The organism is Pseudotabrizicola sp. (genome assembly GCF_030684215.1).
Taxonomy (GTDB): Bacteria; Pseudomonadota; Alphaproteobacteria; order Rhodobacterales; family Rhodobacteraceae; genus Pseudotabrizicola.
Window position 1 is genome coordinate 1 of record NZ_JAUXOV010000025.1, and the last position, 14,165, is coordinate 14,165.

Annotated in this window: 12 protein-coding genes and 5 pseudogenes; 13 read left to right on the forward strand and 4 right to left on the reverse strand. The window is 62.6% G+C overall.

Annotated features, from left to right (window positions below; translation table 11 throughout):
* From Q8K08_RS04140 to Q8K08_RS21910, 5 genes and pseudogenes are all read left to right on the forward strand, one after another.
* Nucleotides 1-631 (forward strand): annotated as a pseudogene (locus Q8K08_RS04140) (DUF932 domain-containing protein); the annotation flags it as partial.
* A gap of 126 nt (nt 632-757) precedes the next feature.
* A pseudogene (locus Q8K08_RS04145) lies at nt 758-1,200 on the forward strand (RadC family protein).
* Between the two features lie 109 nt (nt 1,201-1,309).
* Nucleotides 1,310-1,828, forward strand: a complete 519-nt coding sequence (locus tag Q8K08_RS04150) for a DNA repair protein RadC (RefSeq protein WP_305249280.1) — start codon at nt 1,310-1,312, stop codon at nt 1,826-1,828.
* Nucleotides 1,829-1,930: 102 nt separating this feature from the next.
* Nucleotides 1,931-2,422 (forward strand): DUF6878 family protein, encoded by a 492-nt coding sequence (locus Q8K08_RS04155; protein ID WP_305249281.1) that lies wholly within the window; start codon nt 1,931-1,933, stop codon nt 2,420-2,422.
* A 10-nt stretch (nt 2,423-2,432) separates the two neighbouring features.
* Nucleotides 2,433-2,522: pseudogene (locus Q8K08_RS21910) on the forward strand (hypothetical protein); the annotation flags it as partial.
* A gap of 132 nt (nt 2,523-2,654) precedes the next feature.
* On the opposite strand, the gene Q8K08_RS04160 reads toward Q8K08_RS21910, so the two are convergent.
* Together Q8K08_RS04160 and Q8K08_RS04165 are read right to left on the reverse strand one after the other, a co-directional pair.
* Nucleotides 2,655-4,742: a site-specific integrase gene (locus Q8K08_RS04160; RefSeq protein ID WP_305249282.1), complete on the reverse strand. Its 2,088-nt coding sequence runs from the start codon at nt 4,740-4,742 to the stop codon at nt 2,655-2,657.
* The gene (locus Q8K08_RS04165; protein WP_305249283.1) at nt 4,739-5,848 is read right to left on the reverse strand and encodes a tyrosine-type recombinase/integrase; all 1,110 of its coding nucleotides are present in this window, start codon (nt 5,846-5,848) and stop codon (nt 4,739-4,741) included. Before Q8K08_RS04165 ends, Q8K08_RS04160 begins: the two co-directional genes overlap by 4 nt.
* Between Q8K08_RS04165 and Q8K08_RS04170 the strand changes: the two genes are divergently transcribed.
* The 6 genes from Q8K08_RS04170 (at nt 5,843) to Q8K08_RS04195 (ending at nt 8,619) form a co-directional block, all read left to right on the forward strand.
* Nucleotides 5,843-6,205 (forward strand): hypothetical protein, encoded by a 363-nt coding sequence (locus tag Q8K08_RS04170; RefSeq protein WP_370870506.1) that lies wholly within the window; start codon nt 5,843-5,845, stop codon nt 6,203-6,205. The genes Q8K08_RS04165 and Q8K08_RS04170 overlap by 6 nt on opposite strands.
* A gap of 1 nt (nt 6,206) precedes the next feature.
* Entirely contained in the window at nt 6,207-6,401 is a 195-nt protein-coding gene (locus Q8K08_RS04175; RefSeq protein ID WP_112312774.1) for a hypothetical protein, read from the forward strand.
* A gap of 79 nt (nt 6,402-6,480) precedes the next feature.
* Nucleotides 6,481-6,900: a hypothetical protein gene (locus Q8K08_RS04180; RefSeq protein WP_305249284.1), complete on the forward strand. Its 420-nt coding sequence runs from the start codon at nt 6,481-6,483 to the stop codon at nt 6,898-6,900.
* On the forward strand, nt 6,893-7,537 hold the full coding sequence (locus Q8K08_RS04185) for an antitoxin of toxin-antitoxin stability system (RefSeq protein WP_305249285.1): 645 nt from the start codon (nt 6,893-6,895) through the stop codon (nt 7,535-7,537). Before Q8K08_RS04180 ends, Q8K08_RS04185 begins: the two co-directional genes overlap by 8 nt.
* Before the next feature lie 74 nt (nt 7,538-7,611).
* Complete coding sequence (locus tag Q8K08_RS04190) at nt 7,612-8,217, forward strand: DUF433 domain-containing protein (protein WP_304800463.1); 606 nt, start codon at nt 7,612-7,614, stop codon at nt 8,215-8,217.
* A gap of 3 nt (nt 8,218-8,220) precedes the next feature.
* Nucleotides 8,221-8,619: a DUF5615 family PIN-like protein gene (locus tag Q8K08_RS04195; protein WP_305249286.1), complete on the forward strand. Its 399-nt coding sequence runs from the start codon at nt 8,221-8,223 to the stop codon at nt 8,617-8,619.
* Here Q8K08_RS04195 and Q8K08_RS04200 read toward each other — a convergent pair.
* Both Q8K08_RS04200 and Q8K08_RS04205 read right to left on the reverse strand, forming a co-directional pair.
* Nucleotides 8,595-8,888 carry a hypothetical protein gene (locus Q8K08_RS04200; RefSeq protein ID WP_305249287.1) on the reverse strand — a complete coding sequence of 98 codons (294 nt, stop codon included), beginning with the start codon at nt 8,886-8,888 and terminating at the stop codon, nt 8,595-8,597. The two genes, Q8K08_RS04195 and Q8K08_RS04200, sit on opposite strands and share 25 nt — an antisense overlap.
* Nucleotides 8,889-8,972: 84 nt before the next feature.
* Nucleotides 8,973-9,269: pseudogene (locus Q8K08_RS04205) on the reverse strand (hypothetical protein).
* Between the two features lie 176 nt (nt 9,270-9,445).
* Between Q8K08_RS04205 and Q8K08_RS04210 the strand changes: the two are divergent.
* A complete protein-coding gene (locus Q8K08_RS04210) occupies nt 9,446-13,822 on the forward strand; it encodes a bifunctional class I SAM-dependent methyltransferase/DEAD/DEAH box helicase (RefSeq protein ID WP_305249288.1) in 4,377 nt (1,458 codons plus the stop codon).
* Nucleotides 13,823-13,833: 11 nt separating this feature from the next.
* Nucleotides 13,834-14,022, forward strand: a pseudogene (locus tag Q8K08_RS04215) (DNA primase); the annotation flags it as partial.
* Nucleotides 14,023-14,165 lie beyond the last annotated feature (143 nt).

The window sequence follows — 14,165 nt, forward strand, 5'->3', positions numbered from 1 at the left end:
CGACTGGTCAACCGGGGTCTACAACCCCGATGTCGAGATCAGCCGCGACACGACCACGCTCTATGCCTCGGACCGCGACGTCTTCCTGTTCCTCGTCGACGATCACAACCCGATCGAGGCGGGCCGGCTGCCCGATGGCTCTCCCGATCTCTACTTCCGGGGCTTTTACTGCTGGAACTCCGAGGTGGGCGCCAAGACGCTGGGCATAGCGAGTTTTTACCTGCGGGCGGTGTGCCAGAACCGCAACCTCTGGGGCGTCGAGGATTTCCAGGAGATCAAGATACGGCATTCGAAATACGCCGCTTCTCGCTTTGCCCATGAGGCGGCCCCGGCGCTGACGCGGTTTGCCAATTCCTCGCCGCAGGGGTTTGTGAACGGCATCAAGGCGGCGCGGCAGCAGATCGTCGCGCGGACAGATGAGGATCGGGATGACTTCCTTCGCAAGCGCGGCTTCTCGAAGGCAGAGTCCGGCAAGATCATCGAGAAAGTGCTGATGGAAGAAGGCCGCCCGCCGGAGAGCATCTTTGACTTCGTGCAGGGCATCACGCGGCTTGCGCGCGACAAGACCCAGCAAGACGCCCGCCTCGACATGGAAGGGCGCGCGAAGAAGCTCCTCGACCGGGTCGGCTGACGCCGGGCCCGACAACGCGACCGCCCTCGCGCGCGGCGGTCGCGCTTTCCTCTTCCACATGCATGCCACTGGCTCCGCCCCGAGAGGGCAGGGGGCTTCGGCCCGCGCATTTCAGCGAGAATCCCCATGACCCCCCAGGAAGAAACCATCGTCCTCGAAGCCCGTGACATCCTCGGCCGCTACCTGAGCCAAAACCCGGTCATTGGCAGCTGGCAGGCGCTGCTGGACTATAGTGCGCTCAGCGTGCGCGGGCCGATCGAGCGCTTCCACGTCCTCTACCTTGACCGCAAGAACCGCATCATCTCCGATGAGCTTCTCTCGACCGGCACGGTCGACCATGTCCCGGTCTATCCGCGTGAGAGGTGATCAAGCGGGCGCTGATTCTGAACGCCAGCGCCCTGATCCTGATCCACAACCACCCCTCGGGCGATCCGACGCCGTCGGAGGCGGACCTCAGCATGACCAAGGAGATTCAGAAGGGCTGCAAGTATCTCGGCCTGACGCTGCACGACCACATCATCGTCGGAGCTGGGTCCGAGGTGAGCCTGCGGGCCTTGGGCAAGATCTGAGACTTGCGGTGACCAAATCCCGCCGCTCCTTCGAGGAAGAGGGCGGCGGTTTGGTCTTTGACGGTTTGAGGCGGGAAGAGAGGCTTCCTGCGCCGTCGGAGATCCCGACATGTTTGACCATTCGTTTCCGGCATCGGCACCCGTGTTCCCGGTTCCCCCGCATCCGGCGTTTGACAACGCCGCTGCGGATACCGACCTGGCCTTTGCCCTGACCACTCCTGACCACAGCTCGGGGGCAGCGATGTCTGGCACCGCGCGGCCCCTCGTACTCGACCGGTTCGCTACGCTGGCCGAGGCCATGCGGGGGGCAATCGTCCATGCGGACCAGATGGCCTGCGACGCGCCGCCGCAAATGCTGGCGATCCTTGATCGTGAGGACCGTCTGGTTCTGGCCGGGGCCGCAACCGATGGCGCGGTGGCCTGGTGCCGTCCGGTGATCAGCGCCGCCGAGGCGCGCGCGGTGGTGAGCGAGGCCAGCCAGTTGCGGGCGCACGCAAGCAGCACTTCCGACTGGCAGGAGCATGGTCTTTCCCAAAAGTTGCGGCAGCGTGCCGACCTTCTCGAGGCGCGGCTGGTCGACCCGCTCTGGCGCGCCTTTGCTGCCCGTGCACTGCAGGTCGCCGCATGACGCCGCAGAGTCAGGGGAGGGCAGGGGGGTCTTGCGAGCTGTGCGGGGCGAGAGAGATCGCGCCCGCTGGCTCTACCCCTTCCCTCATTTCCGGAGATTGTCATGACCCACGTTGAACCCACCCTCGCGGCCCCGATGCCGCCGTCCAGCATCGACTTCGCGCAGGTCTTTGTCGCCCAATCTGAACGCAGTGCCCGCATCGATGCGCTGCGCCCCGCCAACCGGGACCGCCTGTTCGACGGCTTGACCGCCGCCGGCATCACCCATGTCACGGTGACCTTCGACGGCGAAGGCGATAGCGGCCAGATTGAAAACATCGGCGCATGGGCTGGCGACAAGGCTGTGGACTTCCCCGCCGTGGAAATCCCCTACGCCGCCCTGACTTGGGACAATCCCGAGGTCGAGATGCGTCAGTTGTCGCTCGAGGATGTTGTCGAGCAACTGGCCTATGACTTTCTTGCCGACACCCATGGCGGTTGGGAGAACAACAACGGCGCCTATGGCGAGTTCTGCTTCGATGCCTCGGCCCGCTGCATCCACCTCGAGTTCAACGAACGGTTCACGTCGTCCGAACTCTTCACCCATGAATTTTGAGGGGGCGGCAATGGCACATCCGTATCACCACGCCCTGTCTTCGGTGAAAAAATGGGGCGGCACCGTCGACGATTTCCAGTCCATCCATGCTTGGTTCGATGTTATCCCGACAATCAAGCTGTTTTTGTTCTCCTGGCCGGGGTTTGTCGTGGTTGTCCATAGGAGGGCCCCCGCCGCCCGCGTAGCGCGGATACGCGCGCAGCGGAGCGGGCGGCGGGGAGGTACCTGTGGGCTACCGCGACATTTTCCGTGCCGCTTCGACTGTTTCTCCAACTTCCTGTGCCGCGTCTGCGACTGGCTCGCCCAGTTCGACGAGAAGCTGTTCGATGCGGAAGGCTATTCCTGAATGCCGCTCGATCTCTCGTGTCCAACCCCGGCAACGCGCATCCTCTGTCAGATTAAGTTCTAGGCGATGGCGCGCCCGCAGTCTCGGTGCATAGGAGCGGGTGGTGACGAATTTGGCGCAGTTCAGGTAAAGGTCGCATTCACAGGGTCCCTCTTCCGGCAGCCGCAGACAATGGCCGAGTTCGAGCTCGGTCTTCAGGAAGTTGCACTTCAGCCAATCGACCGTGTTCTGTGGAAGGCGTTGATTGCGGATGATCTCGGCCGCGGGTCCGGCGATCGGCGCATCGGGTTTCAACACGGACTGATAGTCAGCGAGCACCGCTTCATCGCTGACACGGATATACACCATCGACATGTGCGGGCTTTGATGCCCAAGCACGTCCATGATCGTCTGCATCCGTGCCCCACCTTCGGCGAGTTCCGTGCCGACCGTGTGGCGGAAGCGATGTGCCGAGATGAGGTTCTGCCCTTTCCCATCGACCAGACCAAGTCGGTGAGAGATGTCTTTGAGTGGATAGTTGAACAGGTAGTCGGGCGAAATCGCGACACCGCGGCGGTAGAAGAGCAACTTGACGTAATGGCCGGTTCTGGCATCTGGAACCGGGCGTTCGTCCGACTTTGTGCGCAGGTCGATGACCTTGCGAAGAGCGTCAGCAGCCTCAGGGTGAAGCGGCACAAGCCGTTCCCTATAGGTCTTTCCAGCAGGAATCCGCAGCCGATGCGTCCCGTCGGGATAGGCGTCCAGACAGTCGACGGGCAATCTTGCGATCTCTGTCCGACGGGCGCCGGACCAACGCGCGGTCAGGATTGCGGCGCGCTGGAAATCGCAGGGAAGCTTGCGGACCTCATTCATGAGGGGGCCAAGCTGTTCGGCAGGGATATACCGGGGCAGGCGCTGCGGAAGGCGGGGAAGATCGCGCGTGTTCAGAACTGGTCGCGTCGGGAAATCCGGCCATTCCCAAGCCGCGCCCTCGCTGAGGAATTGCGCAACATGAAGTGCGCGCGATCTCTGGGCGGTAATCGACAGGGTACGATTGGTTCTGGCGCCCACTTGGCTTCTCAGATCGATCAGGAAGGCAGTCATCACCTCGGACGTGACATTGGCGAACTTCTCGATCTTTGGATCGTGGCGAACCAGGAAGTCGACAAAGCGGCGGAGTGACACAGCGCAGTGGTCGACCGTCACCCTGGAAAGGCTGGTGCGCTTGATCTCCAGCCAGCGCTCGATGAAAATACCCATATCCGGCCTCGGATAGACATAGGGCCTCCGCTTGTCGGCGGTCATGCGTGGTCGCGCGATGCCGTTGCCGAGGTGGTGCAGGACAAGCTGTGTCTGTCGGACATATCGGTGCCAGAAATGGGCGGTCGTCTTGGCCTTCTGCGGGTCATAGCCATGGAAGCGCTTCATCAGGGAAGACGCCGCATATGCAGAAATTGCATCGTTCAACACGTCAAGGTCGTTGGAGGTGATAAGTTCAGGCGAACGTATGCCGGTATGAAGCGCGATGCGAGAAACCACCCAGGTGGTCGACCCCTGTGGCGTCGTCTGGTGATACCCCATCGCTTTCTGGCGCTTGCGGAGATCCGGAATACCCAGATCGATGCCCAAGTAATTTGCGAGTTGGGCGGCATACATGGGCGAAATCGACAGGAGGAACCCATAGTCGAGGCGCAGGCGGTCCGTTAAGGCGAGGTAGTAGAGATATTGCCGCGCCCAGAACGAGGCGGGGTGTTCAGGTGTGAAGGCGGATGTTCCGTGAAGTCGCCCGAGCCGAACCTCAAGCGGTTGTTCGCACCAAAGAGCGAGATCGGGAAAGGCGACGACGAACTCTCGACGTTGAGCGATATAACGGTTCTTCATATAGCGGGTCATGTCGAGGCCGCGGATGAATGTGCGATATTCCTCCTCCTCGCAGTGCGACGGTGAGATATCAGTCGGGAAGGTTTGCAGGGCAGTCGGTGGTGGAGTCGTCATGGCTTTAGCCCCATTGCACGGCTGTACTCGGCGAGCACTGTGGCGTCGGACACGCGCGTGTAGATGCGGGTCGATTCCGGTGATGCATGCCCGAGCCGGCGCTGGAGAGTCAGCTCTCGCATGCCTGCTTCCCACATGCGGGTGGCGTGGGTATGCCGCAGCGCATGCGGTGTGACGCCGGGAGATTTGATCCCGGCGCGCTCCGCCGCTCGCGCGAAGGCTTTTGCCAACGCGGCATAGGACAAGGGCTCAGATCGCCTCGTGCCGTTTCCGCCGACCAGAAAGATGAACGGCGTGTCTGTCTCGCGGGGACGGTCGCGCATAACATAGCCGCTGATGGTATCGAGGGCCTGCCCGTCATGCAGGTCGACGACACGCTCGACGCGAGACTTTCCGCGTGCCCCTTTCGGGTGGTCATCGCGACATCGAACGGTCACGCGCCGCCGCCCATAGGCGATATCCTCGAGATGCAGGCTGAGCGCCTCACCCGGCCGCAGGCCGCCATGAAGCATCAGGAGCACGAGGGCGCGATCGCGCAGGCAGGTCAGCTCGGCGAGGAGACGTTCGATCTGGTCGTCATTCATCGGACGAGGCAGGCGGTGAACGCTGCGGACACGGATTACGCGCACGCTCGCTGAGCGACGGGAAATGCCTTCAAAGAACGGTCGGTGCCGATCGGTGACCGAAGGCTTGTTGATACTCTTGCTGACCCGCATCGGGTTTGGCGGGGTCAGCGTCCCTGCGATGATCGCCCAGTCGCAGAACGACGACATTGCGGCCAGTGCTCGATTGACCGTTGCCGGTGACAGCCGATCTGGGCCAGGCGCAGTTGCGGACCGGCCGGGGCGCATATCGATCCGGTCGTGCAGGTAAGCGATCAAATCGACGGCATTCGCGATGTTGAAGCCCTGCCACTCGAGCCCTCGGGCTTCGAAGAACTCCCACACGCGCCGCAGGTCGTAGGCGTAGGAGCGAATGGTGTTCGGGGATGACCCTCGAGCGTCGAGATAACGGAGGAAATCGTGAATCGGTTCAACGGAATTGCCTGCATCATCACGGACAAAGTAGAGAGGGACAGTCCCCTCTGGAGTTCTGGTGACTTGCATAATCGGTCCTCGGAAAAAGGTGAAAACTTCAGCCTTGGAGGTGAAATCGCAAGTGTCCAGATAATTGATAGCTCAAAAGCCCACTGTGCAGACTTTCGTCACCGCGCGATGTTTCATCATTCGGCTGGGATCTGGCTCTCGGAGGCAATCTTTGGCCCGACGATCACGCTCTCCACCGGCCGGATCATTCCGACCCGTTGGGTCGGAGAGCAGCATGTGCGGGAGGACCTCGGGTTCATCCCTTGTTTCACGGACTGGTTGAAACCTATTCGGCCTGAACCGTGGATGGGCCGCGCCGAGAGGATCGAAACCCTCGTCGATCCGCATCTGGCTCCGCCTTTCGTGGAGGTCCGCTGAAATGTGCCGGGCCTATCAAGACCTGTGCGTGCCGCCGGAGGCGACGAACCTGATGGTTCTGCGCGTGGCGATCCGGCGCCTGCACCCAGACACGCTCGCCGTCCGCAGCTGGCGCGCGGCGCGCAAGCGATATTACCGCGATCTCCTCACCGCCCATCAGGCGGCTCAGGACCAGCCGAGCGTGCAGCCGGACTGACGCCCGCTTCAACTACCAATTCGAAATTTCCATCTCGCTCGGCCACGGAGGCCGGGCGTCCTCGCATCTGGAGGGCCCAATGGCCGATTATTTTACCCACTTCTCCTGTCTGCTCGACGTCGGCACGCCCGAAAGGGCCGCGCGCGCGCGCGACTTTTTCGCCGCCCTTCGCGACGACGATGATAAGTCGGAGGAACCGCAGTTCCACGGCTTTGACTGGTCGGTTCAGGACGGCCCGAAGAGCGGCGTTTTATGGATCGGCGACGACGAAAGCGGCGACGTCGAGGCCGTGACCGCGTTCATCCTGCGCTTGGCGGAAGAGCTCGATCTGTCTGGCCTCTGGGGCTTCGAGCATTCCAACACATGTTCTCGTCCGCGCCTGGACGCCTTTGGCGGTGGCGCACATCTGATCGACCTCGGAGCGCGAAAGGTCATCGGCTGGGTGAATACCCAGATATGGCTGGCCGAAGCGTTGAACGGGGAGGAACTCGATGCCTGACATCATATGCACCACCGTCTACCAGTTCCCGGAACTGTCCGATGCGGCCAAGGAGAAAGCCCGCAGATGGTATCGCGAGGCTGCGTTCCACGACGATTGGTGGGATGTGGTCTATGATGACTTCGAGCGCATCTGCGACATCCTCGGGGTCAGCCTGAAGCGCCGTTCTGTTCGGCTGATGGGGGGCGGCACCCGGCAGAAGCCCTGCATCTGGTTTTCGGGGTTTTCGTCACAGGGAGACGGCGCTTCCTTCGAGGCGACGGTTGGACACGCCAATGGCTGCGCGCGCGAAATCCGCGCCTACGCACCGAAGGATCAGACCCTGCACGGTATTGCCGACCGCCTGCAGGCCGCTCAGCGGCAGAACTTCTATCAGCTCAGCGCCGATGTGACGCATCGCGGGCGGTACTACCACGAGTATTGCATGACCATCGACGTATCGCGCGACAGCCCGACGGGTCAGCCACCGACTGCGGGCAGTGAAGAGGCCATTGTGGAGGCGCTGCGCGATCTCGCCCGCTGGCTCTATCGGCAGCTTGAGGCCGAATATGACCATCTGACCTCGGACGAGGTCGTCGAGGAGGGGATTGTTATCAATGAGTACACCTTCACCGAAGGAGGGCGGCGCTTTGGGTGACGGGCGCTCGGCAGCGCCCTCCTTGCGTCGACACGCAAAGTCGCCTATATATCTTTCCTGATCGGGGAAACATTATGCCAGCAGAACTCACCATCAACGAAGCAGCCCATCTTGCGGGCGTTTCGACCAAGCTAATCGAGAAATCGGTCGAGTCGGGAATCTTGCATGCCGAAAAGGTGACAGACGTGTTGACGCGTCGGTTGACTCGCAGATTGCCGCTGGCTGCTGTTCCCTATCTCTCGGCGATCAACGATGAATGGCTTCGCGATCTTCCCATCTCCCGAAAGCGGCGCATCTGGACGATTGTCAGCCGTAGTCGTCTTGTCGGCGAGGCTCGCCTCGCCGAAGTGCGTCTGAACGAGACCATAATCCTGAACCTTGAGGGTATGGCAGGCACACGCACCCGGAACGCTCTGGCGTACCACGCGGCACGTGATGCCCATCTTGTTGCCGATGACGATATTCTTGGTGGAACGCCAGTCATTCGGGGCACCCGCCTGACGGTCTATTCCGTTCTTGGGCGCCTTGAAGGCGGCGATACGGTCGCGGATCTCGTCGAGGACTACCCCGACATTCCGGAGGCGGCCTTCCTGGCCGCTTCGACCTACGCCAAAACCCACCCGCTGCGCGGGCGCCCGTCGGGGCGGCCATGGGTGCCGGATGCCCCTGTCCGGCACTGAGTGATGCAGTTCTTCATTGATGAATGCATCTCGCCACAGGTTGCGGCTCGGCTCAACGAAACAGGGCAACATGCCGCCGTGCATCCCCGCGATATCGGCAGGCGTGGCGATCCTGACCATGTGGTCCTCCGCAACGCCATTGTGGAGGACCGGATCATCGTCACCGAAAATGCCCGGGATTTCCGTGGACTAGTCGGCCGAGAAGACCTTCATCCAGGTCTTCTGATCCTGCCTTGTGTTTCCCGGGATCGTTGCTTGCAACTGCTTCAGACAGCAGTAGCATTCTTGGAGACCGTGGCCGCTGGTGCCAGTGAGACCCCGGCCGATCACATGATCAACCGGGTGATCGAAGTCGATTCTGCAGGCCAATGCCGGATCTATCGCCTGCCGGAAATTGATTGAAGGGGCCGTTGCCCGACCGACAGCTTGTATCCGGCGAGATCGGAGAACTTCCTTGCAACTTCCGCGACCGCGTCCTTGCTGACCCCCATCTCGTCGATGAACGATTGCTGCAGTACGGGCGACACTTCGGACAGGAAAGCGAAGACGCTGCAATCGTAGGAATCGGCACTCTTGATATCGGCGATTTTCTCGGCAAGCTGCGCAGCCGTCACCAGCACGCCGTAGGGTGCGCTGACTGTCGACATCACCTTTGCGGCAACCGAGGGCATGGCATCAACTCTGTGCAGATTTCTGTCCCGTGAACGTAGTCGATGTCCCTCAACAAAGCAATAAAGCCCCGTTTTCGCTGGTTTTCACCTATTTCCGTCGATCCACTTCGACATCAGGCCCTTATCGCGAAAGCATTCATCCGGGACAGCGCGGCGCTTGATTCGAGCGAGACGCTCGGCAAAGGCGACCTGCTTGGATGACGGCAGGCTGTCGAGCGCGGAGAGGGGTTTCATCTGCGCCTGCGCGTCGATCCAGGCGCTTAAGGAGCGCCGATCCTACTGAATTTCCCAAGGCAGGAGGGTCTGGTTCCGCAGGGCGAGGGACCGCGCATAGGCGATCTGGCGCGGGGTTGCGGGCAGGGCAAAGGTCGTGGCTTCCATGGGACATCTCCCTTGTGGCGTTGAGTTTGCATATAGAACATTACGGGAACAAAATCAAGCCGCGCATCCGTAGTTCCGGGGTTTGAGAGGCAGAGGGGAGCGGGAAAGGGCTAAGCCGAAGGGGGACAGAGAGAGTGCCCCGCCGGTTTGTCCTTGTCCCAATCTGGAGAACCCCGATGACGTTTCAGACTTCTGTTGCAACCGCGCTGCCGCTGGTTGCCCCGCTGCAATGCCCCGACACCGCCGACGCTATTTTGATCGTGGCGCAATCCCTGCAGCCGGATCTGGCGCAGGGTTTTCAGATCGACGCGCTGCGCCTGCGTCTCGAAATGGAGCGCGCCTTTGGCGGCTCCGATACCAATGGTGTCTGGGACTGGAAGCTCGCCTATGAGGCGGGCGAGGTGGCGTTGGTTCTCTTCCTAAGGAAATTCGGCCGCGCCCTTATGGCCCGGGCGGGCTCGCCCGCTGCCTTGCTGCCCATCATCGCCAAGGTAGCTGGTCTCTTGCCCACGCATACCCGGCGCTCCGAAGAGATGGAGCGCTTTCAGCAATTCAGCACACCGCTGCCTATGGGGCTGGCGGCCCTTACTGCTGCACAGATCACGTCCCACGATCTGGTCCTCGAGCCTTCGGCCGGGACCGGGCTTCTGGCAATTCTTGCCGAGATTGCGGGCGGCGGCCTCGCTCTGAACGAGTTGGCAGACACCCGGGCTGACCTTCTTCGCCTGCTGTTCCCGGGCCGCCCGGTCACTCGCTTTGACGCCGCGCAGATTGACGATCATCTCGACACGAGTTTTCGCCCGAGCGTCATCCTGATGAACCCGCCCTTCTCGGCGGTGGCCAATGTCGACGCCCGCACCACCGAGGCGACGGCCCGACATTTGCGCTCGGCCCTCGCGCGTCTGGCCCCCGGCGGACGGCTCGTCGCCATCACAGGGGCTGGTTTCGCGCCCGATGCGCCCACCTGGGTGGAAACCTTTGCCCGCCTAACCGAGTCCGCGCATCTGGTTTTCACCGGCGCAGTGTCGGGGGCGGCTTTCGCCAAGCATGGTACCACTTTCGAGACCCGGATTTCGGTCTTCGACAAATGCCGTGGTGGCGAAATGGGTGGTGTCACGGCTGACTTGCGCCAGCTGGCCTCTCCGGATGTAACGCATCTCCTCTCCCGGATCACCGCTGACGTTCCGCCACGTCTCGAACTGGATCAGGCCGCCACGGCAAGGCAGAGCCGTTTTTCCCTCTTCCCGGGAAACTCTGCCCCCTCCACACGCAAGGCCATCGGAATTTCTCGCGCGACTCCGGTCGTCCAACCGGCCCAAACCATCGCGGCGATCGAGGCTGAAGAGCTCGCCTACACCCTGCGCGGGGTGCGCGAGAACGATGATACCGCGCGCATCTCGGATGCAATTTACGAGACCTTCCGCCTGCAGGCGATCGCCATCCCCGGGGCGGAACCGCACCCGACCAAGCTGGTGCAATCGGCGGCCATGGCCTCGGTCGCGCCCCCAAAACCTAGCTACCGCCCCAGGCTGCCAGCGACCATTCTGCGCGACGGCCTTCTGTCCGATGCACAGCTTGAGACGGTGATCTACGCCGGCGAGGCGCACGGCGCACATCTGGCCGGATCGTGGACCGTCGACGAGACCGCCGACATGGTCTCGGCCGCGCCCGATGACGCCGCAGACGCTGTCCGCTTTCGCCGCGGGTTCTTTCTTGGCGACGGCACCGGCGCGGGAAAGGGCCGCCAATCCGCCGGGATCCTGCTCGACAACTGGGCGCAGGGTCGCCGAAAGGCGCTCTGGATCTCCAAGAGCGACAAGCTGCTGGAGGATGCGCAGCGCGACTGGTCGGCGCTTGGCCAGGAGCGCCTGCTGGTGACCCCGCTATCGCGCTTTGCGCAAGGCCGCGACATCCCGCTTTCTGAGGGCATCCTCTTCACGACCTACGCCACACTGCGGTCCGAGGAGCGAGGGGCCAAGAAATCCCGCGTCGACCAGATCGTCGACTGGCTGGGGCCTGACTTCGATGGCGTGATCCTCTTTGACGAAAGCCACGCCATGGCGAATGCCGCAGGCAGCAAGGGCGAGCGGGGCGATACCGAGGCCTCGCAGCAGGGGAGGGCGGGCCTGCGTCTGCAGCACAAGCTGCCGAATGCGCGCGTGGTCTATGTCTCGGCCACCGGGGCTACCTCAGTTCACAACCTCGCCTATGCACAACGCCTCGGCCTTTGGGGTGGGGAAGACTTCCCCTTCGCAACGCGCGCCGAATTCGTCGAGGCCATCGAGGCGGGCGGCGTCGCTGCGATGGAGGTCCTCGCCCGTGACTTGCGCTCCCTTGGCCTCTACACCGCCCGGTCGCTGTCCTATGACGGTGTCGAATACGAGATCCTGGTTCATGCGCTCAGTCCCGAGCAGCGAAGCATCTACGATGCCTATGCCGGGGCTTTCGCGATCATCCACAACAACCTCGCCGCTGCGATGGAGGCTGCCAATATCACAGGCGACAGCGGCGGCACCCTCAACCGGCAGGCCAAGTCCGCCGCGCGTTCGGCCTTCGAGTCCGCCAAGCAGCGCTTCTTCGGCCACCTTCTGACCTCGATGAAAACCCCCGCCCTTATCGCCGCCATCGACGCCGATCTCGTGGCGGGGCAGGCGTGCGTCATCCAGATTGTCTCGACGGGCGAGGCGCTGATGGAAAGGCGCCTGTCGGAGATCCCGACCGAGGAGTGGAACGACATCCGCGTCGACATCACCCCGCGCGAATACGTCCTGGATTACCTCGCCCATTCCTTCCCGGTGCAGCTCTACGAGCCCTTCACCGACAGCGAGGGCAATCTGTCGTCGCGACCCGTCGTGCGGGACGGCCAGCCTGTTGAATGCCGTGAGGCTGCCCGCAGGCGCGATGCCCTGATTGAAAAACTGGCGTCGCTGCCGCCCGTGCCGGGGGCGCTTGACCAGATTGTCCAGCGCTTCGGGACCGACCTCGTAGCCGAGGCCACAGGCCGCTCGCGCCGCATCGTGAGGAAGGGCGAGGGTCCTGCGGCGCGGCTTGTCGTCGAAAGCCGGGTAGGTTCGGCCAACCTGTCTGAGACCGCCGCCTTCATGGATGACCAGAAGCGCATCCTGATCTTCTCGGATGCAGGCGGCACGGGGCGTAGTTACCACGCCGATCTCGGAGCCAAAAACCAGCGCCTACGGGTCCATTACCTCCTGGAACCCGGCTGGAAGGCCGATGCCGCAATCCAGGGCCTTGGGCGCACCAACCGCACCAATCAGGCGCAGCCGCCGTTGTTCCGGCCGGTCGCCACAGATGTGAAGGCGGAGAAGCGGTTCCTCTCGACCATCGCGCGCCGTCTCGACACGCTCGGTGCCATCACGCGGGGTCAGCGCCAAACCGGCGGGCAGGGGCTGTTCAGACCCGAGGATAACCTCGAGAGCCCCTATGCCCGCGATGCCCTGCGTCAGCTTTATCGCCGCATCTATCGCGGCGATGTGGCGGGCTGCTCGCTCGGCGCATTCGAGGATGCGACCGGTCTCAGCCTGACCGATGACAATGGGCTGAAAGACGAGTTGCCGCCGATCACGACCTTCCTCAATCGCCTGCTTGCGCTGACGATTCATATGCAGGGCATTCTGTTCACCGCATTCGAAGACCTTTTGGCGCAGCGCATCGAGGGCGCCATCGCCGCCGGGGTCTACGACCTCGGGCTGGAGACGCTCCGCGCCGAGAGCTTCCGCGTGACCGATGCGCGGGTCATCTACACCCATCCCGGCTCCAGCGCCGAAACCCAGCTTCTGACGATCGCAGAAAAGCGGCGCAACTCACCGACCTCCCTCGTGAATGCGCTCGACTGGCTTGACGACCCCAAAGCGCGGCTTCTGGTCAACAGCCGGTCGGGGCGCGCTGCGGTGCAAGTGCCCGCCACCAGCCTGATGCTGGACGACGGCACCATCGAGCCGCGCCTACGCCTGATCCGCCCAACAGAGGCCAGCACCTTCTCGGTCAAGATGATGTACGACACCCATTGGCTGGAGGCTGATCGTACGGCCTTCATTGCCGCCTGGACAGCGGAACTGGCTGAGGTGCCGGAGTTCTCGGAAGCCACGCTGCACATCGTCGCGGGGCTTCTGTTGCCAATCTGGAAGCAGCTGCCGCAGGACGAAACCCGCGTCTACCGGCTGCAAACCGACGATGGCCAGCGCATCATCGGCCGCCGGGTTTCGCCCGCCTGGGTCGCGACCACGCTTACGGATGACGCGCCGAAGCTTTCCGCGGCGCAGGTGCATGCCCTCATTCTGGAGGGCAAAACCGTGGTGCGGCTGGCTGAAGGGATGGAGTTGCACCGCTCCCGGGTCATGGGCGTGAACCGGATCGAGCTCTCCGGGTTCACGGAAGCGCAGAAGGACCGGCTCAAGGCCGATGGCTTTTTCTCGGAAATCATCGCCTGGAAGCTGCGCCTCTTCTGTCCGACGGATTCTGGCGGTGTGGAAGTGCTCGATCACCTGCTTGCACGTTTCCCCGTCCAGGGTCTACATGCACGCAAGGGTTGTTAATCGTGTGTGCCATGTCATTGGAAACAGAAGATCTGTTGCGAGACCTCTCGCAAAATGCCGAAAGCGTTTGCCGCCATTATCTTCCCGCCGGGAGGCGGGAAGGCTCCTACTGGATGGTCGGCGATCTGCAGAACAATCCAGGGAGATCGCTGTTTGTCCGGCTGACTGGCCCCACGTCGGGGGCGGGCGCTTCTGGGAAATGCACCGAACATGTTGCGGCGCTTGTTATGTTGCGGTGGCGGTATCTGGTGCGTTTCTGCAGGAGTTTTCGCGAGTCTGGGCAACATAACCTTGGCACAGCGGTGGGGTTTTCGTGATGGCGCGCGATGCAGCGGAGCTGTCG

Excerpts from the sequence above, each read along its gene's own strand:
- Q8K08_RS04150 (WP_305249280.1), top strand. The coding sequence starts at position 1,310 with ATGTTTGACCATTCGTTTCCGGCATCGGCACCCGTGTTCCCGGTTCCC.
- Q8K08_RS04155 (WP_305249281.1), top strand. The coding sequence starts at position 1,931 with ATGACCCACGTTGAACCCACCCTCGCGGCCCCGATGCCGCCGTCCAGC.
- Q8K08_RS04160 (WP_305249282.1), bottom strand. The coding sequence starts at position 4,742 with ATGACGACTCCACCACCGACTGCCCTGCAAACCTTCCCGACTGATATC.
- Q8K08_RS04165 (WP_305249283.1), bottom strand. The coding sequence starts at position 5,848 with ATGCAAGTCACCAGAACTCCAGAGGGGACTGTCCCTCTCTACTTTGTC.
- Q8K08_RS04175 (WP_112312774.1), top strand. The coding sequence starts at position 6,207 with ATGTGCCGGGCCTATCAAGACCTGTGCGTGCCGCCGGAGGCGACGAAC.
- Q8K08_RS04180 (WP_305249284.1), top strand. The coding sequence starts at position 6,481 with ATGGCCGATTATTTTACCCACTTCTCCTGTCTGCTCGACGTCGGCACG.
- Q8K08_RS04185 (WP_305249285.1), top strand. The coding sequence starts at position 6,893 with ATGCCTGACATCATATGCACCACCGTCTACCAGTTCCCGGAACTGTCC.
- Q8K08_RS04190 (WP_304800463.1), top strand. The coding sequence starts at position 7,612 with ATGCCAGCAGAACTCACCATCAACGAAGCAGCCCATCTTGCGGGCGTT.
- Q8K08_RS04195 (WP_305249286.1), top strand. The coding sequence starts at position 8,221 with ATGCAGTTCTTCATTGATGAATGCATCTCGCCACAGGTTGCGGCTCGG.
- Q8K08_RS04200 (WP_305249287.1), bottom strand. The coding sequence starts at position 8,888 with ATGCCCTCGGTTGCCGCAAAGGTGATGTCGACAGTCAGCGCACCCTAC.
- Q8K08_RS04210 (WP_305249288.1), top strand. The coding sequence starts at position 9,446 with ATGACGTTTCAGACTTCTGTTGCAACCGCGCTGCCGCTGGTTGCCCCG.